Source organism: Henriciella barbarensis (assembly GCF_003576345.1).
In the GTDB taxonomy this organism is placed as follows: Bacteria; Pseudomonadota; Alphaproteobacteria; order Caulobacterales; family Hyphomonadaceae; genus Henriciella; species Henriciella barbarensis.
This window is the reverse complement of the sequence record NZ_QWGB01000003.1, coordinates 61,068-84,279: the sequence shown is the minus strand read 5'-3', so window position 1 is coordinate 84,279 and position 23,212 is coordinate 61,068. Positions and strand designations below refer to the sequence as shown.

At 57.2% G+C, this 23,212-nt stretch carries 25 protein-coding genes; 20 read left to right on the top strand and 5 right to left on the bottom strand.

Annotated features, from left to right (window positions below; translation table 11 throughout):
- Positions 1-46 precede the first annotated feature (46 nt).
- Both hfq and hflX read left to right on the top strand, forming a co-directional pair.
- On the top strand, positions 47-301 hold the full coding sequence (gene hfq / locus D1224_RS00805; RefSeq protein ID WP_018147228.1) for an RNA chaperone Hfq: 255 nt from the start codon (positions 47-49) through the stop codon (positions 299-301).
- Complete coding sequence (hflX, locus tag D1224_RS00800; RefSeq protein WP_119378042.1) at positions 298-1,632, top strand: GTPase HflX; 1,335 nt, start codon at positions 298-300, stop codon at positions 1,630-1,632. The genes hfq and hflX overlap by 4 nt, the downstream gene beginning before the upstream one ends.
- A gap of 4 nt (positions 1,633-1,636) precedes the next feature.
- On the opposite strand, the gene tyrS is transcribed toward hflX, so the two are convergent.
- A complete protein-coding gene (tyrS, locus tag D1224_RS00795) occupies positions 1,637-2,890 on the bottom strand; it encodes a tyrosine--tRNA ligase (RefSeq protein WP_119378041.1) in 1,254 nt (417 codons plus the stop codon).
- 50 nt (positions 2,891-2,940) lie between these two features.
- Between tyrS and D1224_RS00790 the strand changes: the two genes are divergently transcribed.
- Positions 2,941-4,071, top strand: a complete 1,131-nt coding sequence (locus D1224_RS00790; RefSeq protein ID WP_233350337.1) for an anhydro-N-acetylmuramic acid kinase — start codon at positions 2,941-2,943, stop codon at positions 4,069-4,071.
- Here D1224_RS00790 and D1224_RS00785 read toward each other — a convergent pair.
- Positions 4,068-4,814 (bottom strand): alpha/beta hydrolase, encoded by a 747-nt coding sequence (locus tag D1224_RS00785; RefSeq protein ID WP_119378039.1) that lies wholly within the window; start codon positions 4,812-4,814, stop codon positions 4,068-4,070. The genes D1224_RS00790 and D1224_RS00785 overlap by 4 nt on opposite strands.
- Positions 4,815-4,933: 119 nt before the next feature.
- Between D1224_RS00785 and D1224_RS00780 the strand changes: the two genes are divergently transcribed.
- The 9 genes from D1224_RS00780 to D1224_RS00740 all read left to right on the top strand — a co-directional run bounded on the left by D1224_RS00780 (position 4,934) and on the right by D1224_RS00740 (position 12,900).
- Positions 4,934-6,076, top strand: coding sequence for a cysteine desulfurase family protein (locus D1224_RS00780; protein ID WP_119378128.1), 1,143 nt, complete (start codon positions 4,934-4,936; stop codon positions 6,074-6,076).
- Positions 6,077-7,612: a Fe-S cluster assembly protein SufB gene (gene sufB / locus D1224_RS00775; RefSeq protein ID WP_119378038.1), complete on the top strand. Its 1,536-nt coding sequence runs from the start codon at positions 6,077-6,079 to the stop codon at positions 7,610-7,612.
- 9 nt (positions 7,613-7,621) lie between these two features.
- Complete coding sequence (locus D1224_RS00770; protein ID WP_119378037.1) at positions 7,622-8,029, top strand: nuclear transport factor 2 family protein; 408 nt, start codon at positions 7,622-7,624, stop codon at positions 8,027-8,029.
- 100 nt (positions 8,030-8,129) lie between these two features.
- Entirely contained in the window at positions 8,130-8,843 is a 714-nt protein-coding gene (locus tag D1224_RS00765; protein ID WP_119378036.1) for a hypothetical protein, read from the top strand.
- A 64-nt stretch (positions 8,844-8,907) separates the two neighbouring features.
- The gene (gene sufC, locus D1224_RS00760) at positions 8,908-9,669 is read left to right on the top strand and encodes a Fe-S cluster assembly ATPase SufC (RefSeq protein ID WP_119378035.1); all 762 of its coding nucleotides are present in this window, start codon (positions 8,908-8,910) and stop codon (positions 9,667-9,669) included.
- Positions 9,666-10,892: a Fe-S cluster assembly protein SufD gene (gene sufD, locus D1224_RS00755; protein ID WP_119378034.1), complete on the top strand. Its 1,227-nt coding sequence runs from the start codon at positions 9,666-9,668 to the stop codon at positions 10,890-10,892. The genes sufC and sufD overlap by 4 nt, the downstream gene beginning before the upstream one ends.
- On the top strand, positions 10,892-12,115 hold the full coding sequence (locus tag D1224_RS00750) for a cysteine desulfurase (protein ID WP_119378033.1): 1,224 nt from the start codon (positions 10,892-10,894) through the stop codon (positions 12,113-12,115). The genes sufD and D1224_RS00750 overlap by 1 nt, the downstream gene beginning before the upstream one ends.
- A 9-nt stretch (positions 12,116-12,124) precedes the next feature.
- The gene (locus D1224_RS00745; protein ID WP_119378032.1) at positions 12,125-12,508 is read left to right on the top strand and encodes an SUF system Fe-S cluster assembly protein; all 384 of its coding nucleotides are present in this window, start codon (positions 12,125-12,127) and stop codon (positions 12,506-12,508) included.
- A 35-nt stretch (positions 12,509-12,543) separates the two neighbouring features.
- Positions 12,544-12,900 carry a HesB/IscA family protein gene (locus tag D1224_RS00740; RefSeq protein ID WP_119378031.1) on the top strand — a complete coding sequence of 119 codons (357 nt, stop codon included), beginning with the start codon at positions 12,544-12,546 and terminating at the stop codon, positions 12,898-12,900.
- 5 nt (positions 12,901-12,905) lie between these two features.
- On the opposite strand, the gene D1224_RS00735 is transcribed toward D1224_RS00740, so the two are convergent.
- Together D1224_RS00735 and D1224_RS00730 are read right to left on the bottom strand one after the other, a co-directional pair.
- A complete protein-coding gene (locus D1224_RS00735; protein ID WP_182482114.1) occupies positions 12,906-13,469 on the bottom strand; it encodes a hypothetical protein in 564 nt (187 codons plus the stop codon).
- Between the two features lie 201 nt (positions 13,470-13,670).
- Positions 13,671-14,165, bottom strand: coding sequence for a hypothetical protein (locus D1224_RS00730; protein WP_119378029.1), 495 nt, complete (start codon positions 14,163-14,165; stop codon positions 13,671-13,673).
- A 376-nt stretch (positions 14,166-14,541) separates the two neighbouring features.
- On the opposite strand from D1224_RS00730, the gene yajC reads away from it, so the two are divergent.
- From yajC to secF, 3 genes are read left to right on the top strand one after another with little or no spacing between them, the layout of a single operon-like run.
- A complete protein-coding gene (gene yajC / locus D1224_RS00725) occupies positions 14,542-14,925 on the top strand; it encodes a preprotein translocase subunit YajC (protein ID WP_119378028.1) in 384 nt (127 codons plus the stop codon).
- A gap of 22 nt (positions 14,926-14,947) precedes the next feature.
- A complete protein-coding gene (secD, locus tag D1224_RS00720) occupies positions 14,948-16,624 on the top strand; it encodes a protein translocase subunit SecD (RefSeq protein ID WP_119378027.1) in 1,677 nt (558 codons plus the stop codon).
- Positions 16,625-16,633: 9 nt separating this feature from the next.
- Positions 16,634-17,602 (top strand): protein translocase subunit SecF, encoded by a 969-nt coding sequence (secF, locus tag D1224_RS00715; protein WP_119378026.1) that lies wholly within the window; start codon positions 16,634-16,636, stop codon positions 17,600-17,602.
- A gap of 2 nt (positions 17,603-17,604) precedes the next feature.
- Here the strand turns inward: secF and D1224_RS00710 are convergent, their stop codons facing one another.
- Entirely contained in the window at positions 17,605-18,369 is a 765-nt protein-coding gene (locus D1224_RS00710) for an NAD kinase (protein WP_119378025.1), read from the bottom strand.
- A 104-nt stretch (positions 18,370-18,473) separates the two neighbouring features.
- Between D1224_RS00710 and D1224_RS00705 the strand changes: the two genes are divergently transcribed.
- The 5 genes from D1224_RS00705 (at position 18,474) to D1224_RS00685 (ending at position 23,197) form a co-directional block, all read left to right on the top strand.
- Positions 18,474-19,265: a class II aldolase/adducin family protein gene (locus D1224_RS00705; protein ID WP_119378024.1), complete on the top strand. Its 792-nt coding sequence runs from the start codon at positions 18,474-18,476 to the stop codon at positions 19,263-19,265.
- 120 nt (positions 19,266-19,385) lie between these two features.
- Complete coding sequence (gene hemA / locus D1224_RS00700; protein ID WP_119378023.1) at positions 19,386-20,603, top strand: 5-aminolevulinate synthase; 1,218 nt, start codon at positions 19,386-19,388, stop codon at positions 20,601-20,603.
- 158 nt (positions 20,604-20,761) lie between these two features.
- Positions 20,762-22,066: a serine hydroxymethyltransferase gene (gene glyA / locus D1224_RS00695; RefSeq protein WP_119378022.1), complete on the top strand. Its 1,305-nt coding sequence runs from the start codon at positions 20,762-20,764 to the stop codon at positions 22,064-22,066.
- Between the two features lie 7 nt (positions 22,067-22,073).
- A complete protein-coding gene (nrdR, locus tag D1224_RS00690; protein WP_119378021.1) occupies positions 22,074-22,544 on the top strand; it encodes a transcriptional regulator NrdR in 471 nt (156 codons plus the stop codon).
- A complete protein-coding gene (locus D1224_RS00685; RefSeq protein WP_119378020.1) occupies positions 22,541-23,197 on the top strand; it encodes a RibD family protein in 657 nt (218 codons plus the stop codon). The genes nrdR and D1224_RS00685 overlap by 4 nt, the downstream gene beginning before the upstream one ends.
- Positions 23,198-23,212: the final 15 nt, after the last annotated feature.

Sequence of the window (23,212 nt, the reverse complement as noted above, 5' to 3'; positions counted from 1 at the left end):
CCTGCGAAAACGCATAGCGAACAGCGCCAGCATACGGATAAAGACCATGTCGTCGGATAAAAAACAGAACCTGCAGGACACGTTCCTCAATGCGGTCAGGAAATCACGGACGCCCCTCACCATCTTCTTGGTGAACGGCGTAAAACTTCAAGGCGTGGTTACCTGGTTTGACAATTTCTGCGTTCTATTGCGCGGAGACGGACGTCCACCTCAACTTGTCTACAAGCATGCCATCTCGACGATTGCGCCTGGCGCCCCGGTGCAGCTGTTCGATGAGGAAACAAGCGCGGACAAGGATTGAGCAGCGAACTGATCGATAGAACGCCGGTACCGGATAGGGCCGGCGTCATCATTCCCTGGACTATGCCTGTCGACAGGCCCGACCGCGAAAGGCTGTCGGAAACCTCCGGTTTGGTCGAAGCTCTGGGCTGCAACCTCGCTTTTTTGCGCCCGGAGAATGTTCGCAAGCCAAGTGCGTCTCACCTTCTGTCCGGCGGTATCCTCGAACGCCTTCGTGAAGATATTGCCGCTTCTGCGTGCACTTTATGCGTCATTGATGCGGCCCTGACCCCGGTGCAGCAACGCAACCTTGAACGATCGCTCAGCTGCAAGGTCATCGACCGGACGGGACTCATTCTGGAAATCTTCGGACTTCGTGCCCGCACCAGGGAGGGCAAGTTGCAGGTTGAGCTGGCGCGCCTCTCCTATGAGCGCTCACGCCTCGTTCGCACCTGGACGCACCTTGAACGCCAACGCGGCGGCCAGGGCTTTTTGAGTGGCCCTGGCGAAACCCAGCTTGAGGCCGACCGCCGTATGCTGGATCGTCAACTCGCTTCGCTAAAGTCTGATCTAGAAGAAGTGCGCCGGACGCGTGGGCTTCAGCGTTCTGGCAGGCGCGATGCTGGCTTTCCGGTCATTGCTCTTGTCGGATATACCAATGCTGGCAAGTCGACGTTGTTCAACCGCATGACTGGCGCGAACGTCTTTGCTCGTGACATGCCTTTTGCAACGCTGGATCCGACTATACGTAGACTGGAACTTCCAGGTCTGGGCGACGCTGCGCTTGTCGATACAGTTGGTTTCATCACGGACCTGCCCACCCATCTTGTCGACAGCTTCAGCGCCACCCTGGAAGAGACGCTGGAAGCTGATCTTCTCATTCATGTACGCGACCGGTCCGAGGACTCTGATGAGGCCCGCAAACAGGATGTCTTGTCTGTTCTGCGCCGACTGGAAGAAGAAAGCGAGAGACCACTTCCGCCGATCATTGAGGCCTGGAACAAGATCGATCTACTGCCTGAGGACATTCAGGAAACGTTGCGCATATCCGCGCACACTGGCGTTCACGATACGCCAGCGGTGATCACCTCCGCATTAACTGGGGAGGGAATAGACGATCTGCTCGCACTCGTGCAGCACTCAATTCAGGATGAACTCAAGACATTTGCGGTGCGGCTTGCACCAAGTGAGGGGGCGGCCCGGGCCTGGCTTTTCGAGTATGGAGCCGTGTCTCAAGAACAGGTGCAGTCTGATGGCCGTACTGATCTTGTTGTGGGACTAAGCGAAAAGCATGAGGGCCGCTTCAGGTCTCAGTTCTCTGACATTGAACTAAAACTTAAAACCGGCCCCTAAATACTCAGAATGCTTTCAAGAGCGCATGGCGTTTCTTGCCCGCCGACAGTTTCACTGCATCGCCTTCGCCAAGATCCGCAGCGGTGAGCGTCGCGTTCTCATCGCTGACAAGATCGTCGTTTATGCGAACTGCACCCTGTTTGATGAGACGACGAGCTTCGCCATTCGATTTGGAGAGCCCAGCCAGAGCGAATGCGGCTGCAACCAGGATGCCGCCCTCTAGTTCACTGCGTGCGATATTTGTCGTTGGAAGCGCTTCGTCGCGGCTTCCAGCGCCAAAGACTGCCGACGCTGCGCGCTCGGCATCTTGCGCCGCATCAGCACCGTGCAGCAAGGTCGTGGTCGCATTCGCGAGCGCAATTTTGGCCTGATTGATCTCAGCCCCTTCGAGGCTTTCCAGCTTCGCAATCTCGTCGAGGGACAGACCGGTGAAGAGGCGAAGGAAGCGACCGACATCGGCGTCTTCCGTATTCCTCCAGAATTGCCAGTACTCATACGGTGACTTCCGGTCAGCGTTCAGCCAGACGGCACCATCGGCAGTCTTGCCCATCTTGCCCCCAGACGCTGTCGTGATGAGATGGGCCGTGAGACCGTAAGCGTCGCCGCCATCGGCCTTGTGAACAAGGTCGACACCACCAACGATATTGCCCCACTGGTCTGATCCACCGATCTGAAGGCGGCACTCATGCTGTCGGAACAGTTCAAGGAAGTCGTAGGACTGCATGATCAGGTAATTGAATTCGAGGAAGGTGTAGGGCTGCTCATTGTTCAGTCGGCGAGCCACCGTTTCCTGCTTGGTCATCGTATTGATCGTGAAGTGGACACCCACCTCGCGAAGAAGATCAACATAGCCAAGCTTGCTCAGCCAGTCGTCATTATTGACCATGACAGCGTCTGTCGGCCCGTCGCCGAAGGTCAGGAAGGGTTCGAAAGCCTTCTTGATTCCTGCGATATTCTCTTCGATCTGTTCATTGGTGAGTAGAGGCCGGGACTTTTCCTTATCGGTAGGGTCGCCAACCTTGGTCGTGCCGCCGCCCATGAGGACAATCGGCTTGCCACCTGCCTTCTGGAGGTGGCGCAGCATCATGATCTGCAGAAGTGACCCAACATGCAGGCTGTCTGCGGTCGCGTCGAAACCGATATAGGCGACAGGCACACCATTGGCGCAATACGCATCGAGCTCCACTGGATGCGTGACCTGCTTGATATAGCCGCGGGCCTCAAGCGTGTTCAGGAAGTCTGACCTGTATTGGCTCATGCCGGTTTCTCCATTATCGAAGGGCGCTGCTAGCACGGGTCGCGGGACAATTGGAACAGCCTACAAATCATTTTGAGCCAGTGTGGGCCGCAGGCTTCATGTCCGGCACCTCGATTGATGCCGTTGATGCGGCGCTAATCCTGACCGACGGTGAACGGGTTCTTGATTTCGGTCCGGTGGCTGAGCGCAAATATAGGCCTCAGGAGCGGTCAATAATTAGGACGGCAGTCGACGCCGCACGGGCATGGAACTGGAGCGGCCCGCGGCCGGAAACTGCTATCCGCGCGGCCAATGAAGTGCTGACCCAAACCCATGCGGACGCATGGCGTCAGCTTATCGAGGGATGGAATGGTCCGGTACCAGCCATCGCGGGCGTACACGGGCAGACCGTTCTGCACAGGCCACCAACAGCTGAGGTGTCAGGCCAGACGCTTCAGATACTCGACGCGAGCAGTTTGCGTTCGCAACTCGGTGTGCCGCTCGCATATGATTTCCGAAGTGCGGATGTTGGAGCTGGCGGTCAAGGCGCACCACTGGCGCCCGCTTTTCACGCCGCGCTATTGCAGGCGCTTGGAGACACCAGTTCCAAAGCGGTCTTGAACCTTGGCGGCGTCGCCAATGTTACTTATCGCGCGGCGGACGGAAAACTTGTCGCCTTCGACACAGGCCCTGCGAACGGTCCAATCGATGAATGGATGGAACAGCACGGTCTCGGCACACATGATGAGAACGGCAGAACAGCAGCCGCAGGTCGCGTCGATGAGATGTCCATAGACCTGTGGATGGACAAGCCGTGGTTTGATCTGCCCGGCCCGAAAAGCCTCGATAGGTTCGACTTCGACGCAACGCTTGCGCGCGGCATGAGTGTCGAAGATGGCGCGGCAACACTGACGGCGTTTTCGGCCGAATCCGTCGCGCATGCGATCCGGAGTTTCACAGATCGGCCGGACCAGCTGATTGTCTGTGGAGGCGGGCGGCGCAATCCTCAGCTCATGCAAGAGCTAAGAGTCCGCGCGCCATGTGCCGTAAAGAGCGCCGAGGATGTCGGTTGGCTTGGCGACTCAATAGAGGCTCAGGCCTTTGCTTTTCTTGCAGTGCGCACGCTTCGCGGCCTGCCGATCAGTTGGCCAGGAACGACAAGTGCGCCCGCGCCGATAACGGGCGGGCGCCTCATCGATTAATCGTTGTCGCTCTCGGCTTCTTCCGTGTCGTCAGATCGATCGGCAATGGCAGCAGCGCCGCGCTTTTTCGAAGTGTCCGCCTCAAGACGCATCTTCTGCTCATCTTCGACAAGGCGGCGATCAACATAGGCCTCGCACTTCGCAAGCAGTTCTTCGTGCTTGTCGACGAAGAAGTGGTTGGCGCCGGCGATTGTGTCCCGCTCAATGACCTCGCCTTTTTGAACGCGAACCTTCGTCAGTGAACGCTCCACGTCTTTCGGTCCGGAAATCTTGTCATTCTCCCCAGAGATGATGAGGCCTGAAGCCGGGCAGGGCGCAAGGAAGGAGAGATCGTAGTGATTGCATGGTGGCGCAATTGCCAGGAAGCCGTCGATTTCAGGCCGACGCATTAGTAACTGAAGCGTAATCCATGCACCGAAAGAGTAACCTGCACACCACACGAAGCGCGGGTTCTCGGTCAGGTTTTCCATATAATCGAGAACATATGCGGCATCTTCAAGTTCGCCGACACCCTGGTCGTACACGCCTTGCGAGCGGCCAACGCCGCGCGTGTTAAAGCGCAGAACGCCAAAGCCGCGCTTTTCAAACATCTGATAGAGGCGGATCGTGATCGGATCCTGCATGGTGCCGCCAGCGCGTGGGTGCGGGTGAAGTACCAGTGCGATCGGCGCGCCTTCCTGTGCCGGTTCGGTATAGCGGGCCTCGATACGGCCCGCCGGACCAGGAATAATGAGTTCTGCCATGCTGGGCGCCTCTTTCTGTCGCGTATAGCTGGGAAGTGAAGTGGGCGCTTTAGGCGAAAGCAACCGCGGAATGCAAGTTTTTGTGTAAGGACGCGCCGTGTTATCCTATGTGCAGCACCATGATCTACGCTGATTACAATGCCACGGCACCGCTCCGCCCGGAAGCGCGGGAAGCGATGATTGCCGCGCTGGAAGTGGGGGCAAACCCTTCAAGCGTCCATGGACCGGGCCGAAAGGCGCGCAAGATACTTGAAACCGCTCGCATGCAGGTCGCGTCAGCGATCTCCGCCATTCCGCAGGATATCGTTTTTACGTCCGGGGGCACTGAGGCCATAGCGCTTGCCATTCATGGCGTTGTGCGCCAGCTCGAAAACAGATGCACGCTGCTTGTCTCCTCGATCGAACACGAAGCAGCCGCCAAGAATGCAGGTTACTCGGGCGCAGCCGTGCAATCTGTCTACGTCACCAATACTGGGCAAGCTGATCTGAAAGACCTGTCCGAGCGGCTGGCAGGCTGGGATGCGGACAAGCACGGTACGCCTGTTCTGGTGTTGATGCTGGCCAATAACGAAACCGGCGTGATCCAGCCTGTTGCCGAGGCTGCTTCCATGGTGCGCGCGGCAGGCGGCCTCACAATTTGTGACGCGGTGCAGGGACTCGGTAAAATTCCACTGAACGTTTCGTTGCTCGGCGTCGATTACCTGGCATTGTCTGCCCATAAGGCAGGCGGTCCGCAGGGTGCTGGTGCGCTCTGGCTACGAAGTGGCGCACCGTTGAAAGCCAGCCTGTTCGGCGGCGGCCAGGAGCGGTCATTGCGTTCTGGAACAGAAAACCTCGCAGGATTGGCTGGGTTCGGTGCGGCAGCTGAAGCGAGCATCGCCGATCTGTCGAAGTTCGAGGAACTGGCAAAGCTCAGAGACAATATGGAAACCCGGCTCAAAGCGGAAGGCGACGTCACGGTATTTGGAGAAGGCGCGCCGCGCCTACCGAACACATCCAACTTTGCCTACGGTGGATTCAGGGCTGAAACTCAGGTCATGGCGATGGACCTCGCTGGCATCGCTGTCTCGTCCGGATCTGCATGCTCGAGCGGGAAGGTGAAAAGATCGCTTGTCCTATCGGCAATGGGCGCAGATGACGCTCTTGCAGAAAGCGCAATCCGCACCAGCTTTGGTTGGAGGAGCACACCTGAAGATTTCGACCGCACTGCGGACGTTTGGCTGAAGGCTCTGCACCAGAGGAAGACGAAGGAGACGGCTTGAATGCCCGATGATGTAAGGGTCAAGGATAGTATCGATAAAGGCACTGTGGCTGCCGCGAAGGCGCTCGAGTCCGAGAACTACTCCGCAGGCTTCAAGACCGATATCGAAACCGAATATGCCCCGAAGGGCCTCAATGAAGAGGTTATCCGCTTCATTTCCGAGAAGAAGGGCGAACCCAGCTGGATGCTCGATTGGCGTCTGCAGGCCTATGAACGCTGGCAGACCATGGATGAACCAGACTGGGCTAAAGTCGACTACGAAAAAGTCGACTATAACGACATCTACTACTACGCCGCGCCAAAGCAGGGCGCGAAGTATGAGTCCATCGACGACGTCCCAAAGGAAATTCTTGAGACGTATGAAAAGCTCGGCATTCCGCTGCGCGAAGCCGAAGTCCTTCTTGGTGTGGAGGGTGCTGCTGATACGGCGGCTGAAGCACGCGGCGGCGATCAGAAACCAAGAGTAGCCGTGGACGCCGTTTTTGACAGTGTTTCCGTCGCGACGACATTCCGGAAAGAACTCGAGAAAGCCGGCGTGATTTTCATGTCGATTTCAGAAGCTTTGCGCGAACACCCTGATCTTGTTCGCAAATATCTTGGCTCCGTTGTGCCGCAATCTGACAATTTCTTTGCGACGCTGAACAGCGCAGTCTTCTCTGATGGCACGTTTGTGTACGTGCCTGAAGGTGTCCGCTGTCCCATGGAACTCAGCACCTATTTCCGTATGAACGCGGAAAATACGGGTCAGTTTGAACGCACCCTGATTGTCGCCGACAAAGGGTCCTACGTCTCGTACTTGGAAGGTTGCACTGCGCCGATGCGCGATGAAAACCAGCTTCATGCGGCCGTTGTTGAGCTGGTTGCGCTAGAAGATGCAGAAATCAAATACTCCACCGTGCAGAACTGGTGGCCGGGCGACGAGAACGGCAAAGGTGGCATTTTCAATTTCGTAACGAAACGTGGCGATTGCCGCGGCGCACGCTCGAAGATCAGCTGGACGCAGGTGGAAACCGGCTCAGCCGTTACCTGGAAGTACCCGTCCTGTATCCTGCGTGGCGATGATAGCCAGGGCGAGTTCTACTCAATCGCAGTGACCAATGGACGGCAAATGGCCGATACCGGCACCAAGATGATCCATCTGGGCAAGAACACGCGCTCGCGGATCATTTCGAAAGGCATCTCGGCGGGTCGGTCCGATAACACCTATCGTGGGCTCGTTTCGATCAACAAAAAGGCTGAGAAAGCCCGTAACTTCACGCAATGCGACTCGCTCCTGATTGGCGGTGATTGCGGCGCTCATACGGTCCCCTATGTCGAGAATCGGCGCGCTGACGCACAGCTTGAGCATGAGGCGACGACCACGAAGCTTTCAGAAGATCAGCTGTTCTATGCCCGGCAACGTGGGCTTGGCGAAGAAGAGGCAGTAGCGCTGCTCGTAAACGGCTTCGTACGCGAGGTTATGCAGCACCTGCCCATGGAGTTCGCTGTCGAAGCCCAAAGCCTGCTGAAGGTGAGCCTTGAGGGTTCTGTGGGCTAGTAAGCAGTTATGATGCTGACTGAGACCTTCTTCTACGAGTGGCTCCAAGCGTTTGGTAAAGCCTGGTCTGATCTCGACATTGAAAACTTCTCCCAGCTTTTTGCTACGGATGTCGAGTTCTACCAAAGTCCTTTCGTGGCGCCGACCCAGGGGCGGGCGGCGCTGACTGAAGTGTTGACCGAGACGTTTGCCCGACAAAAAGAGCCGAGTTTCGGGTTCGAGATAATCAGCGCTTCAGACCAGACCGGATGGGCCCATTGGACCGCATTTTTCACGCGTGACGGAATTGATGATCCGGTTCGTATGAACGGTGTTCTCAAAGCGGAATTTCGCGATGGGGCATGCTGCAGCTATCGACAATGGCACCACCGCCTCGAACCCGGCCAAGGCGATCTTATGCGCGATTTCGACGCTTGAAGGACTTCTTGTTTATTTTGGTTTAGGCTTATTAACGGTCGGCACACGGATTGCTGTTATGGAACGGAGAGTATCTTTAGGTTGACGTGATTGGACCTTCATGGCCCGCCTTTGTTTCATTTTGGGATGTCTCGCGCTTGCTTCCTGCGCGTCACCGGCAAAGCCCACTCCGTATTACATCCCGTATGATGGTTATGGCGCATCAGCTTCCTTTTCGGGATTCTCTCGTGGTGAAGTCATCGGCCGCGACGATGGGCGTTATGCGGCCAGCCTATCAGTTGCTGACATCGGCCCCGGTCTCGACCGCTTCATGTCCCCGCAGGCCGATAGCCTCATTCTGCTGCCCAACCGTCTGGACCGGTCGAAGCTCAATTACTCGATCGAAAGCCTGAAAACGATCGATGAGTGGCTAAAAGACGTTCACACCGTTAACCGGCTTCAAGCCGCCGAAGGCAGGGCAGGGGAGTCGCTTATTGCAGACGGGCGTGGCGACAACACGGTTACCTTTGCCGGCCTCTATCTAGGCGAAGTCATTCGCGCAAATTCTCATCTCGATTGGCGCTGGGAACGTTTCGACAGGTTCATGGCCGCCAATCCTTACTTCACCGAGCATTATGGTTTCGATCCGGGCCTCGACAGTTTCGTACTTGTAGGCCCCCAAGGTGTTGCGACGCCGATCAATACGGCGTTGAAGCGAATTCTGAATGGTCAGGAGGAGAGCCTCCATTATATCGGCACGCTTCTGCTCGATCCGATCGACCTTGATGCCGCTGTTTCCGGACATGATTTCTACGGTCTGACAGATATAAGCTGACATTTGCTTGCAGGTGCGGCGAAACGGGCTTTGAAAACGGGTCCGACATCTCTACATCGGCAGCATGTTGAAGCTTGATAATCTGACCGCCGATGTGGGCGAAGGTGATGGTCGCAAGACGATCCTCAATGGCCTGTCGCTCGAGGTGCCTGCGGGCGAAGTTCATGCGATCATGGGGCCGAACGGTGCTGGCAAGTCCACCTTGTCCTACGTGCTCACGGGCCGAGATGGCTACGAAGCGACCAGCGGCGCCGCAACGCTCGACGGCGACGACCTTCTGGAAATGGAACCCGACGAACGGGCAGCCGCCGGCCTGTTCCTGTCCTTCCAGTACCCGGTTGAGATTCCGGGCGTCCCGGTAATGACGTTCGTTCGTGCCGCGATAAACGCCCAGCGCAAGACACGCGGCGAGGATGAAATCTCTGCCCCCGACTTCATCAAGAAGGCTCGCGAAATCGGCCAGAAGCTGAATATCGACGCGGATATGCTGAAGCGTCCAGTGAATGTCGGTTTCTCTGGTGGCGAGAAGAAGCGGCTCGAGATCTTCCAGATGATGATGATGGAGCCACGCTTTGCCATTCTCGACGAAACCGATTCGGGGCTCGACATCGACGCGTTGAAGACGGTTGCAGACGGTGTGAATGCACTTCGGAACGAAGATCGCGGCATGCTCGTCATCACGCACTATCAGCGCCTGCTTGACCATATCAAACCTGACCGTGTGCATGTGCTCGCAAAGGGCCGGATCATAAAGTCTGGCGGTCCAGAGCTTGCGCTACAACTCGAGAAAGAAGGCTATGACGGGATCCTCGGGGAGGTCGCTTGACTACGACCGCCCTCAAGAACCCAAGCGAGGCAGAGCGCCAGCTGACGGACCTCTTCTCGCAGCAAAAGCCTGAGGCGTCTCAAAAGGCCGCTTTCGAAGCGTTCACGCGATCAGGGCTTCCTCATCGCCGGATGGAGCAATGGAAGTGGACCGATGTTCGGCAAGCGGTGTCTAGGCTCGCAACCGTTGACACAGCAGCGGACACATCAATCGAGCTTCCTTCTGACGCTATCGAACTACGTTTCGACGGCTCCGCCTGGACTATTCCTGACAAGCTATCTGAAGGTCTGAAAATTTTCGCGAAGTCGGGCGGACACGATTTCGCGCAGGCCGACGCGCTACCGCTAGGGGCGCTTGCTTCGTCGATGACCGGTCACTCCGGTGAAGACATGCTGATGATTGAAGTCTCAGCGAAAGTCGATCAGCCACTGGTCCTCACTTATCATGGCGGCGGCGCTGCAGCATTTTCACGTGTCGTCTTCGTCGTGCGCAAGGACTGTCATCTGGATTTGTTTGAGCATTATAGCGGCGGTGCGGGTTTTTCCGCCTTCCTGGCCGAATTTGGCCTGGCCGAAAATGCCAGTGTTGACCGGACGGTGTTGCAGGAATCCAGCCGTGAAGAGGTGACTGCAATCACCACCACAGCTCACCTGGATGCCAAGGCGACATTCAAACAGACGGCGCTGTCCTTTGGCGGCAAGCTTTGTCGCATGGAAACGCGTCTTGAGCATCAGGGCGAAGGCGCAGAGGCAACGCTCAACGGTGCTTACCTAGTCGCTTCAGGCTTTCATACAGATTTTACGACGCATGTAACGCACGGCGCGGAATCCTGTGTGACGTCACAGCTTACAAAAGGCGCGGTTGCCGATGGCGGACGCGGCGTCTTTCAAGGCAAGTTCCTGGTCCCGCGCACGGTCGGTCAGTTTACCGACGCCGAGATGCAGCATCAGGCGCTCCTGCTCGAAAACGGGGCCGAAATATTCGCTAAGCCCGAGCTTGAAATCTATGCCGACGACGTCGAGTGCGAGCACGGCAATACGTCTGGTCAGCTAGACGATGACGCCCTGTTCTATATGCAACAGCGAGGCATTCCTAAACCGGAAGCACGCGCTCTACTTACAGAGGCCTTCATCGCAGAGGCTCTCGGAGACGCGCTAAAGGGCGTGCGCGACCAACTCATCGAAGCAACCCGCCGTTTCCTCCGGAACCAGGGAAGCAATTAATGGCACGCGCTTTAGACCTCAACGCAGTCCGGAGCGAATTTCCGATTCTCGGCCGCGAAGTAAACGGCAAGCCGCTTGTCTATCTCGACAATGCAGCAAGCGCTCAGACCCCTGATGCTGTGCTAGACAGCATGTCGAACCAGGCGCAGACAGCTTACGCCAACGTGCACCGGGGGCTTCATACGCTCGCCAATGAGACCACAGAGGCCTATGAAGGCGCGCGCGGAAAAATCCGACAATTTCTGAACGCTGAAAGCGACGAGAACATCATCTTCACGAAAGGTGGTACCGAAGCGATGAACCTCGTCGCGAACGGTATCGTCGACATGATCGAACCGGGCGACGAGATTGTCCTATCGGTCATGGAGCACCATTCGAACATCGTTCCTTGGCATTTTCTGCGAGAGCGACACGGCGCGGTGCTGAAATGGGTCCCGGTACTCGATGACGGCTCGCTAGACATGGAAGCGCTGCAAGCAGCGGTCGGGCCCAAAACGAAACTCGTGTCACTGACGCATATGTCTAACGTGCTCGGCACGAAGGTAGACGCGAAACGCGCTACTGAGATTGCCCATGCTGTCGACGCCTATATTCTCATCGATGGCTGCCAGTCGGGTGTCCACCTCGATATCGATGTTCAGGACATCGGCTGTGACTTCTACGTCCTTACCGGACACAAGATCTATGGGCCGACCGGTATTGGTGCGCTCTACGGCCGTGTAGCGGCTCTTGAAGCTTTGCGCCCGTACCAGGGCGGCGGGGAAATGATCGAGATCGTCGAACAGGACCGCGTGACCTACAACGTCCCACCGCACAAATTCGAAGCCGGCACGCCGCCAATCCTGCAAGCCATAGGTTTCGGTGCTGCGATCGACTGGCTGTCTGCGTTCGATATGGACGCAGTCCGTGCCCACGAAACCAAGCTTCTGGAGAAGGCAACGGCTGAGCTTTCTGCGGTCAACGGCATACGTCTTCACGGCACTGCGACAGGCAAGGGCCCGGTCATATCCTTCAGTGTTGAAGGCGTTCATCCGCACGATATCGCGCAGCTCCTGGACCGCTACGGTGTCGCCATACGTGCAGGCCACCATTGCGCTCAGCCTTTGATGACCCACCTAGGTGTTAGTGCAACCGCACGCGCAAGCTTTGCGCTCTATAACACCGAGGAAGAAGTAGACGTGTTCATTGAGGCGCTAAACAAAGCGCGCGGAATGCTGTTATAAGGTCCTGTAATGCCAGACGATATGAGCCTTTCAGAAACGCCAAGAGCTAGCGACGAAACCAGCGGGTCTCAGATCCCGCAGGAGGAGCTTGACCGGCTCACTGATGAGCTGATCATGGCGTTCAAGTCCGTATTTGACCCGGAAATCCCGGTCGACATTTACGAGCTTGGCCTGATCTACAAGGTCGATATTGATGATGACCGCAAGGTCGACATCGATATGACACTTACCGCGCCAGGCTGTCCTGTTGCGGGCGATATGCCAGGCTGGGTCGAGAATGCTGCTCGCACAGTAGAAGGGGTTAAGGATGTCGAAGTCCGCCTCACATTCGATCCGCCCTGGGACCCTTCGCGCATGTCGGATGAGGCGCGTCTCGCGCTGAACATGTTGTAGTTGAAACACGAACTGACAGGTCACATCTAACCATCATGGCCAGAAGACCACGCCCACAACTTGTTACCCTGACAGACGCCGCTGCAGAGCGCGTCGGACAGATCATGACTGAAAAAGGCGCAGGCTATTTGCGCGTCGGCGTCAAGAATGGCGGCTGCGCGGGCATGGAATACGTCATGGATTACGTTGAAGCCCCCGCAGACCTCGATGAAGTTGTCGAGGACAAGGGCGTCAAGATTGTTGTCGATGCGAAAGCTGTGCTGTTCCTGCTCGGCTGCACCGTCGATTATGAAACGACGATGCTCCACGAGAAGTTCGTGTTCCGTAACCCGAACCAGACAGATGCCTGCGGCTGTGGGGAAAGCGTGACAATCGCGCCCGCTGAAGCCTGAATATCTTAGTCTGCGGCAGCCCTGGAAGCTGTCGCGGCCTTTACCTCGTCGGCAATCTCCGACGCTTTCTCACAATTTTCAACAAAAGCCATCACTTCCTCATCAAGCGGGGGGAGGGGAAGTGTCACGTCGAAATAGCCACCCGATTTGATGCGGATAGGCAAGCCTTGCAGAATTGCCCCCATGGCGATCGCCGACTGAATTGGCTTCTGGTTAGCAAGGACCTTGTCGGAGCGACGGACCATGTAATAGGCCGAGTCGTTCCTGTAATTGCCCGTCCAGACCCACATTGGAATAGACCGCAGACGCCGTGACTGTTGTGGCTCAGTGAACAAAGACAGCAGGTCAACAGCGTCGAAACTATATAGCACGTTCATGCCATATTCTTCGCTACAGGAGAACATCAGCCCCGGTTTGTCCGTCGCCGTTGTGTGCAACGTGTACAAGTCATAGGTCAGGTCTCTCGCTTTGCCGCCATTGTAGGTGATCTGACGCTTCCAGGAGTTGGCCTGCCAGCCTTCTTCGGCTGTCTCCTGAGCAATTGCCGCTCCTGAGCCCGCAATGATCATAACACTAGCTGCAAATAGCGCGATCTTCATAGCTCGCCCCTCAATCAATTCTGGATAGGATTGGCCCATCCCCACGGTCGGGTCAATCGAGCCCGTGTGAAACAGCAAGTAATACTAGCGGTCGAGGTTACGCGACCAGCGCTGCTCGCCCCCGACCACCAGATTTACTCAATCAATTGGCGCTCAGCCCATCTGGTGAGACTACTCTCCGGCAGGTGGCGAGCAGGTTGTCGCAAAAGCGCGGAAAACATCGTCCACAGCTGGGAGCACGAGCGCGACGTCGCCTTCCCGCTGAATGCTCACGGTCACGTCTTCGCCGAGAATTGTGGCGTTATAAATCTTGCCCGCGTCACCATGGGATTTGGTGTGTATCAGGTCCACCGCTGGAATGATTGTCCACGGAGATTCGGCGCTGTCGGAACCGTCGCGGACGATGCCGACATCTACCGTGCGTCGAAATGGGGCATTGGCCTTCATCTTTCGGGTGAGGTCGCCTCCCTCATAGGAGATCATTACGGATAGGTCGCCCTTCGCGTCGCACGAAAGAAGCGTCGCAACGCCGTCATTTTCCTGTGCGTAGATTGAACGAGGCGCATCAGCGCTGTGCTGCCCGTACGGTTGCCAACTTGCAGCAAAGGCTGCGGGTATAGACGTCGTACAAAGGATTGCGATTGCAGCTATCTTTATCTTCTTCATTTTGATGTTCCTAATTGGCCTGCCCTGCCTGAACGTCACATCGTTTATCATAAAAGCCATATCGAATAAAGATATATATTGTGAATGACCGATGCGCGCTTATGTTTTCAGGGGGCGCGCGGGCTTGCCCGGTCTCCCATTCGACGGTTTCCGCCAACAGACTGGAAACGACGAGTGGCCGTTTTTACTTTACGGGCCACGCGAGCCGGAAAACAGACTTGGTAAGTCTCGGCTCGATAGCTTGGAGGAACAGAAGCACTTGTCTGTTGCAGGGCGGTGTTTGCCCCGTACTGCAATCGCGCATTGATTGGTCTTGTTTGCAATGTAAGCCCTCCACAGATATAGCGACGAGCCTGAAATCCGCGGAGAAACAAAGATGAATTCAAGACTGGTCCTGGCTGCCCTGACAGCAGCAAGCCTCGCACCACTGGCATCGGCACAGGAAGCAGGTGGGGCAACCGGCGGAATTATCGGTCAGCTCATCTTCTTCGTGCCGCTGATCCTGATCTTTTACTTCCTGCTTATCCGCCCGGCGAACCAGCGTCAGAAGAAGCATCGTCAGATGATCGAAGCGGTCGTTCGCGGTGACACGGTGATTACGTCAGGCGGCCTGATCGGCAAGGTTGTGAAAGTTACCGAGCAAGAGCTTTCCGTAGAGCTTGCCGACGGCGTACGCGTTCGGGTCGTCCGTTCCATGATTGCCGACGTGCGCAGCAAGAACGATCCGGCACCGGCCGCGAACGACACCAAATCGTCCTGATCGCTCTGAGGGGGAGAGGGCCATGCTGAATTTTCCGGCCTGGAAAGTATCTCTGATCCTGATCGTGCTCGTCTGGGGCGCGCTCATGGCTATTCCGAACGCATTTACTGATGGGTTTCTTGGTGTTGAGCCGCGCGAACCACAATCGGATGCGCCGCAGGATATTGCTGCATTCCAGGATCAGATGGATGCGGCAGAGGAATCCTGGTGGCCCGGCTTCCTGCCGACTAGCAAGGTCAATCTTGGCCTCGACCTTCAGGGCGGTGTCTATTTGCTGACCCAGATCGATCCGGCTGAGGTCGCGGCAAACCGCCTCGAAACGCTGCAGACTGATATCGTGCAGGCGCTGAACAGGGACCCGCTCATTCAGCGAGACGTTCCGGAACAGCAGGGAACGACACTTCCGATCCAGCTGCGCAACCCGGAAGACATGGAAGAAGCGCTTCGTCGTCTGCGTCGTATCAATCCAACGATTGGCGCAACCGGCAGCGACCGCGTTCTGTCAATCGAGCGGGCGGGCCCGCAGCGTATCATGGTGAGCGTCAGCGAAGGTGCACAGCAGGCGCTTGCAGCCGATGCGCAAGGCACGATGATCACGATCATTCGTCGCCGCCTCGACCCTGATGGTGTCAGTGAAGTTTCTATCACCCCACAAGGCGATACGCGGATCGTTATTGAGGCGCCTGGTGAAGCCGACCCGCGCCGCATCAAGAACATTCTCAGCCAGGCAGGTCGTCTGACCTTTAACATGGCGAACATGGACCAGTCAGCCGTGAACGCTGCCCAGGCCACACGCCCGCCTCCGGGTTTTGAACTGCTCGTGGATGAGTTTGGTCGCCCGATGCTGGTCAACCGGACGCCTGTCGTTACCGGAAGCGACATTGCAAGTGCCAGCCAGGGGCGAAACCCAGATGACAACTCGCCTGCCGTCGACTTTCGCCTGAACGGCACCGGCGCCGAGCGTTTCGGTCAGACGACCGCAAACAATCGCGGGCAGATCTTCGCGATTGTACTGGACGGCACGGTCATGTCTGCCCCGCGTATCAATGAGCCGATCTGGGGCGGCAACGTCCAGATCACCGGACAATTCACGCTTGAGGAAGCTCAGGACCTCGCCGACATTATCGAAGCCGGTGAGTTGCCAGCAAAGCTGAACTTCATCGAAGAGCGTACAGTCGGCCCGGGTCTCGGCGCAGACTCGATTGCAGCCGGTACAAATGCGAGCCTTATCGGCCTCGCACTCGTCGGTGTGTTCATGATCATCGCCTATGGCCTGATCGGCAGTTTCGCAGTCGGCTCACTACTTGCCAATATCGTGCTGATCCTCGGCGCATTGTCTGGCCTCGGTGCGACACTGACCCTGCCGGGTATCGCAGGTATCGTTCTCACCATCGGTATGGCGGTGGACGCGAACGTCATCGTCTTTGAACGGATCCGTGAAGAACAGCGCAATGGCCGCTCTCCAACCACCGCCGTCATAGCGGGCTATGAGCGCGCGCTCTCGACCATTCTTGACGCCAATATCACGACCTTTATCGCCGCATCGATCCTCTATCTCCTCGGCTCTGGCCCGGTGAAAGGCTTCGCCGTGACGCTGGCTATTGGTATCGTGACCTCCGTCTTCACAGCATTCGTGGTGACCCGCTGGTTTACTTCGATGTGGCTGCGCCTTGCGCGTCCGCGCAAGCTTTCGATTTAGGGGACCGCTATGCTTCTCCAGTACTGGCCTAAAAGCACCAATGTCCGCTTCATGTCGTTCAGGCTGCCGGCGCTGCTATTCTCAGCGATCCTGATCGCGGCATCCTTTGCCCTGATTTTCACCAAGGGCATGAACTTCGGCATCGACTTTGCTGGCGGCTCCGTCATCGAGATCGAGCAGCCTGAAGGTGTTCAGGAAGAGGATGTCCGCGAAGTCATGGGAGGTCTTGGCCTTGGCGAGGTCGGCGTCAACGCCGCACGTGGCACAGGCGTCGAGGCTATCGAAGTTATCGTCATCCGATTTGCCACCCAGCCAGCTGAGCCGGGCACGGACCAGGATACAGCACAGCAGCAGGCGAATGACCGCGTGCGCGCGGCCCTGAACGAAGCGTTCCCCGGCCTTAATGTCCGAAGCAGTGCCGCCGTCGGGCCGAAGGTATCTGGTGAACTTCTGCGCAGTGGTTTGATGGCGCTGGCCGTCGCGCTTGCACTAATGATGGCCTACATATCGGTGCGCTTCCAATGGAAGTATGCGCTTGGTGCCGTCGCTGCGCTTTTCCACGATGTCATCATCACGATGGGCATGTTCTCGCTAACCCAGTTTGAGTTCAATTTGTCGACCATCGCCGCGCTCCTGACCATCGTCGGCTACTCTATGAACGACACCGTGATCGTCTTCGACCGCGTCCGTGAGGAAGCGCGTAAGTACAAGAAGATGGAGCCGGACAAGGTGATCGACCTTGCCGTAAACCAGACACTGTCGCGAACCTTGCTGACCTCTGGCACTACGCTTCTGGCGCTGTTCAGCATCTATCTCTTCGGCGGTACTGTGCTCAGCGGAATGAGCTTCGCACTCATCTTTGGTGTAATCATCGGTACATATTCGTCGGTTTTCGTCGCGTCTTCAGTGCTACTCCTGCTCGGCCTCGATCAGGGCGAGAAGCAGCGCCGCGAAGTTGAAGGCTTCCAGGGCGTCTGACGCTAGAAGGAAAACTGTTCGCGAAGGATGCGCTCATCCAGGGCGTGCCCCGGGTCGAACAGCATGGTAAGCGGCTTGCTTCGGTCTTCAGTGACCGTGACTTTGGCAATGTCGCGCACTTCCTGATTGTCTGCGGCCGCAGAAACCGGGCGCCGATTCGGTTCGACAATCTCGAACTCGACCCGCGCATCGTGGCGCAACAACGCGCCGCGCCAACGCCGAGGTCGGAATGCGCTGACAGGCGTCAGGGCGAGCAAGTTTGCTCCGATAGGTAGGATCGGGCCGTGTGCCGAAAGGTTGTAGGCGGTTGAGCCGGCCGGTGTGGCCACCATGATACCGTCGCAAGTCAGCTCAGTCATACGTTCATTGCCGTCGACACGAATGCGCAGTTTGGCGCTCTGGGCCGTCTCCCGGAAAAGCGACACCTCATTTATGGCGAGGCGCTCGAAGTGTTCTCCATGCACATCAGTCGCTACCATGCGCAGCGGCACCAGCATGGCTTTTTCGGCCTTGTTAAGTCTTTCGACCAGCTTGTCCTCGACATAGTCATTCATCAAGAAACCGACCGTGCCGCGGTTCATGCCATAGACCGGTTTGCGGTCATCGAAGCGCCGCCGCATCGCGTTCAGCATTGATCCATCGCCGCCGAGCGCCACGATGACCTCTGCTTCCTCTTCGGAGTATTGGCCATACTGACGGCTCAGACGTTGCAGGGCTTCCTGCGCTTCTGGCCTCTGCGACGCGGTGAAAGAGATCTTGATACTCATTTGCGTGGTGTCGCTGTGCTTGGAGCGAAGGTCAAGCTTGCGTAGGGGGATAGTGCAAACGGGGTCAATTGCTGTATGTTCGCGCAAAGACTTGGAGGACGAACATGCCGGACGATATGAAATCAGTTGATGTGAAGAATGCTGTTTCCGCAGAGGAATGGCAGGCACGTGTCGATTGCGCGATGCTTTACCGCCTCACAGCCCTGCATGGCTGGGACGACATGATCTTCACGCACATCTCGCATCGCGTCCCGGGCCCCGAGCATCATTTCCTGATTAATCCATACGGGATGCTCTTCGACGAAATCACGGCAAGCTCCTTGGTCAAGGTCGACCTTGAAGGCAACATCGTGATGGACACGCCGTACTTCATCAATCCGGCAGGTTTCACCATTCATTCCGCCATCCATGCGAATCGCGATGATGCGAATGTAGTAATGCACCTGCATACCGATCAGGGCGTCGCGGTCTCCTCGCAGAAGGAAGGCCTGCTTCCGATTTCGCAAACAGCGATGATCGTCCGTGCGGACGTCGCCTATCACGACTATGAAGGCGTAGCGCTCGATCTTGATGAGCGCGATCGACTTGTCGCCGATCTTGGACCGGAAAAGCATTCCATGTTGCTGCGCAATCACGGCACGCTGACTTGCGGTGAAACCGCGGCGATGACTTTTACCCGCATGTTCTTCCTGGAGCGTGCCTGTTCCATGCAGGTCATGGCACTATCGGCAGGCCGAGACGGCGTTCTTGAATGCGATGATGACCTGCAGGGCAAAGTGGCCGGGCAGGGCGGCATGACAGGTCACAGTTCGGGTATGGGTTCGCTCACCGAAAAGCTGGTCTGGCCAGCGATGAAGCGCAAGCTGGACCGCCAGTCGCCGGGCTACGATACCTGATTTCTAGCTGCTGCGACAAAAGCGGTATAGCGGAAAACACCTATGGATACCGGCTGTTGGCTTTGCCATATAGCCGGAAAGTCATTCACGAGCCCCAAGTACGGGAAAGGTGAAAAGCCGATGAAACATCTCAAGGCGTTCGAAGATGCGCTGACTGATATTCGCGATGAGGGCCGTTACCGGGTCTTTGTCGACCTTCAGCGTCACCGCGGCAATTTTCCGAAAGCGACCGCCAAGTTTGAAGATGGCGAGCGCGAGATAACCGTCTGGTGTTCGAATGACTATCTTGGCATGGGCCAGGATGATGATGTCCTGAACTCAATGCATGAGGCGATCGACAGCTTCGGCGCTGGTTCCGGCGGGACGCGCAACATTTCTGGCACCACGCGATATCACGTCGAACTGGAACGTGAACTGGCTGACCTCCACGGCAAGACCGGCGCGCTTCTGTTTACCTCGGGTTACGTCGCTAATGACGCGACCCTGTCGACGCTGGGCAAGATTCTGCCGGGCCTCATCATTTATTCTGACGCACTGAACCATGCCTCCATGATTGAGGGCATTCGCCGTTCAGGCGCAGACCGGCGTATTTTCCGTCACAATGATATTGAGCACCTGCGCGCTCTGATGGAAAATGACGATCCAGAGCGTCCAAAGCTTATCGCTTTCGAAAGCGTCTATTCCATGGACGGCGATGTCGGCCCGCTGAAAGAGCTGTGTGACCTCGCAGATGAATTCAATGCCCTTACCTATCTCGACGAAGTCCATGCGGTTGGCATGTATGGCGAGGAAGGTGCGGGCGTGGCGCAGCGTGAGAAGTTGATGGACCGCATCGACATTATCGAAGGAACGCTCGGAAAGGCTTATGGCGTCATGGGAGGCTACATTGCTGCACACGACACCATAATCGACGCGATCCGTTCAATGGCGTCGGGTTTTATCTTCACGACCTCGACCTGTCCGGTCATGGCGGCAGGCGCACTTGCCAGTGTTCGCAAGCTACGCACCGAAGATGGCCGCGCCCTTCGCGCCGACCACCAGGCGAAGGCAGCGCTCCTGAAGGAAAAGTTCCGGCAAGCTGGCCTCCCGGTCATGGATAGCGTTACACATATCGTCCCACTGCTCGTCGGTGACCCGGAGAAGTGCAAAGCACTGTCTGACACGCTTTTGTTTGATTTCGGCATCTATGTTCAGCCGATCAATTATCCGACGGTACCACGCGGCACGGAGCGCCTACGTTTCACGCCAGGGCCAGTACATGACGAAGTTATGATGGATGAGCTGGTTGCAGCGATCCTCGCCGTCTGGAAACAGCTCGGGCTCGAAGAAGCCGCCTGATTACAAGTCGCCATCAACAAGCCAAATGATGGCCAATTGCAAGCGCGCATCCAGCATGGGTGGTCGCGGGCATTGGTGCATTCGTCGCACACGCTCCTGTCTTGCTCCGGGACGTGAGGCCTCTTAGACAGTTCGAAACTCAAGATGAGGAATTGACCATGCCCGACACGTCTTCTTCGGCAAGCTTTGACCGCACGCATTTCTTCTCGGCCGGTGTGACTGATACCGACAAGGAACTCGCTGATGCGATCGCCAAGGAACTTGATCGCCAGCAGCATGAAATCGAACTGATTGCTTCGGAGAATATCGTTTCGAAGGCCGTCCTTGACGCGCAAGGCTCGGTTCTCACCAACAAGTACGCAGAAGGCTATCCGGGTAAGCGCTATTATGGCGGCTGCCAATTCGTTGACCTTGCCGAAAACCTCGCGATCGAACGCGCAACGAAGCTCTTCAACTGCACTTATGCAAACGTCCAACCAAACTCTGGTAGCCAGGCCAATCAGGCCGTCTTCCAAGCTCTTATCAAGCCGGGTGACACCATTCTTGGCATGAGTCTCGATGCTGGTGGCCACCTCACGCACGGCGCAAAGCCTAACCAGTCGGGCAAATGGTTTAATGCCGTGCAATATGGCGTTCGTGAGGACACACACCTCATCGACTTTGATGAGGTCCGTTCGCTGGCCAGGGAACACCAGCCAAAGCTGATCATCGCTGGTGGCTCTGCCTATCCACGCCAGATCGATTTCGCCAAATTCCGCGAAATCGCTGACGAGGTCGGCGCGTGGTTTCTGGTCGATATGGCGCACTTTGCGGGCCTGGTGGCCGGCGGCGCACATCCGAACCCACTCGATTATTGTCACGTCGCAACTACAACGACACACAAGACGCTTCGCGGCCCGCGCGGCGGCATGGTCCTGACCAATGACGAAACCATCTCCAAGAAGGTAAACTCGGCTGTCTTCCCGGGTATCCAGGGCGGTCCCCTCATGCATGTAATCGCCGCGAAAGCCGTAGCGTTCGGTGAAGCGCTCACCGACGATTTCCGTGCTTATGCCGCGCAGGTTGTAAAGAATGCACGCGCCATGTCAGACGCGGCAAAGGCGTCCGGTCTGGACCTCGTCTCCGATGGTACCGATACGCACGTTGCGCTGATCGACCTTCGGCCGAAGAAGGTTACCGGCAAGGATGCCGAGGCGGCCCTTGGCCGAGCCTATATCACCTGTAACAAGAACGGCGTTCCGTTTGACCCTGAAAAACCGGCCATCACCAGCGGCATCCGCGTTGGCTCGCCCGCTGGCACGACACGGGGCTTCGGCGAGGCTGAATTCCGTCAGATCGGCGAATGGATCGGCGAAATCGTAGATGCTGTGGCCAGCGGCGACTCGGCTGCGGCTGAAGCCCGCATCGCCGAGGACGTGAAAGCGCTGACCGCACGCTTCCCGATCTATCACACGCTGGGATAGACAGAAGGTGAAGTGTCCGTTCTGCACCGCTGAGAACACCGCCGTGAAGGACTCGCGTCCGGCTGAGGACAATACGGCAGTCCGCCGACGCCGTGCGTGCGAGGTCTGCGGCGGTCGTTTCACAACATTTGAGCGTGTTCAGCTTCGAGAAATCATCGTTGTCAAACGCGATGGCAAGCGCGCATTGTTCGATCGCGAGAAGGTCGCCAAATCGGTTACCATCGCACTGCGCAAGCGTGCCGTAGGCGATGAGAGTGTAGAGCAGCTCGTCTCGGGCATCGTTCGCAAGCTCGAGAGCAGCGGCGAAACCGAGGTCCGATCGGAAGATATCGGCGAGCTAGTGATGGACGCTCTGAAAACCGTGGATCCTGTCGGCTATGTTCGCTATGCGAGCGTCTATAAGGATTTTCGCGACCCAACCGATTTTGCGAAATTCATCGATTCCTCTTCGCTGGACGAATCTGGTTCAGACGAGTGAGCAGCAACGTTTCTGTCACACTGAAGCTCGCAACTTCGCTTGATGGCCGTATTGCGCTGTCGAACGGCCTCAGTCAGTGGATCACAAACAGTAAATCACGTGCGCGCGTTCATGAAATGAGGGCGCGCCACGATGCGGTGCTCGTTGGCGTCGGCACCGTGCTCGCCGACGACCCCTTGCTAACGGCGCGCACTGTTCCCGCGCCGGCAAAACAGCCCGCCCGGATTGTTGCCGACAGCCGCCTGCGCACACCGGCCCACTCACGGCTCGTGGAGTCTGCCGGGCTCGGCCGCGTCATCCTTGCACACGCCGACGATGCAGAGAGCGATCGCTTCGCGAATACAGGCGCTGAGACCTGGCCTGTTGGGACGGTAACCGAGCGACTTGACCTCGAACAGCTATTGCGTCGCTGCGAAGCTGAAGGTTTTCAGCGAATCTTTCTCGAAGGCGGCGGCACGCTTGCGGCCAGCTTCCTGTCCGCGGGGCTCGTCGATGTGTTGGCCTGGTTTCGTGCACCGATCCTGATCGGTGGTGATGGCATCCCGGCGGTCAATGCGCTGGGGCACGAACAGATGGATCAGGCTCGCCGGTGGGAGTTGCAGTCGCGTGAATCCTTTGACGCCGACTGTCTAGAAATCTGGACGCCAGCTTAGACGCACCGCGCCCGC

Bases quoted from the DNA above. Each gene is read 5' to 3' on its own strand.
- hfq (WP_018147228.1), top strand. From the start codon at position 47: ATGTCGTCGGATAAAAAACAGAACCTGCAGGACACGTTCCTCAATGCG.
- tyrS (WP_119378041.1), bottom strand. From the start codon at position 2,890: ATGAGCCAATACAGGTCAGACTTCCTGAACACGCTTGAGGCCCGCGGC.
- D1224_RS00785 (WP_119378039.1), bottom strand. From the start codon at position 4,814: ATGGCAGAACTCATTATTCCTGGTCCGGCGGGCCGTATCGAGGCCCGC.
- D1224_RS00780 (WP_119378128.1), top strand. From the start codon at position 4,934: ATGATCTACGCTGATTACAATGCCACGGCACCGCTCCGCCCGGAAGCG.
- sufB (WP_119378038.1), top strand. From the start codon at position 6,077: ATGCCCGATGATGTAAGGGTCAAGGATAGTATCGATAAAGGCACTGTG.
- D1224_RS00770 (WP_119378037.1), top strand. From the start codon at position 7,622: ATGATGCTGACTGAGACCTTCTTCTACGAGTGGCTCCAAGCGTTTGGT.
- D1224_RS00765 (WP_119378036.1), top strand. From the start codon at position 8,130: ATGGCCCGCCTTTGTTTCATTTTGGGATGTCTCGCGCTTGCTTCCTGC.
- sufC (WP_119378035.1), top strand. From the start codon at position 8,908: ATGTTGAAGCTTGATAATCTGACCGCCGATGTGGGCGAAGGTGATGGT.
- D1224_RS00750 (WP_119378033.1), top strand. From the start codon at position 10,892: ATGGCACGCGCTTTAGACCTCAACGCAGTCCGGAGCGAATTTCCGATT.
- D1224_RS00745 (WP_119378032.1), top strand. From the start codon at position 12,125: ATGCCAGACGATATGAGCCTTTCAGAAACGCCAAGAGCTAGCGACGAA.
- D1224_RS00740 (WP_119378031.1), top strand. From the start codon at position 12,544: ATGGCCAGAAGACCACGCCCACAACTTGTTACCCTGACAGACGCCGCT.
- D1224_RS00735 (WP_182482114.1), bottom strand. From the start codon at position 13,469: ATGATCATTGCGGGCTCAGGAGCGGCAATTGCTCAGGAGACAGCCGAA.
- D1224_RS00730 (WP_119378029.1), bottom strand. From the start codon at position 14,165: ATGAAGAAGATAAAGATAGCTGCAATCGCAATCCTTTGTACGACGTCT.
- yajC (WP_119378028.1), top strand. From the start codon at position 14,542: ATGAATTCAAGACTGGTCCTGGCTGCCCTGACAGCAGCAAGCCTCGCA.
- secD (WP_119378027.1), top strand. From the start codon at position 14,948: ATGCTGAATTTTCCGGCCTGGAAAGTATCTCTGATCCTGATCGTGCTC.
- secF (WP_119378026.1), top strand. From the start codon at position 16,634: ATGCTTCTCCAGTACTGGCCTAAAAGCACCAATGTCCGCTTCATGTCG.
- D1224_RS00710 (WP_119378025.1), bottom strand. From the start codon at position 18,369: ATGAGTATCAAGATCTCTTTCACCGCGTCGCAGAGGCCAGAAGCGCAG.
- D1224_RS00705 (WP_119378024.1), top strand. From the start codon at position 18,474: ATGCCGGACGATATGAAATCAGTTGATGTGAAGAATGCTGTTTCCGCA.
- hemA (WP_119378023.1), top strand. From the start codon at position 19,386: ATGAAACATCTCAAGGCGTTCGAAGATGCGCTGACTGATATTCGCGAT.
- glyA (WP_119378022.1), top strand. From the start codon at position 20,762: ATGCCCGACACGTCTTCTTCGGCAAGCTTTGACCGCACGCATTTCTTC.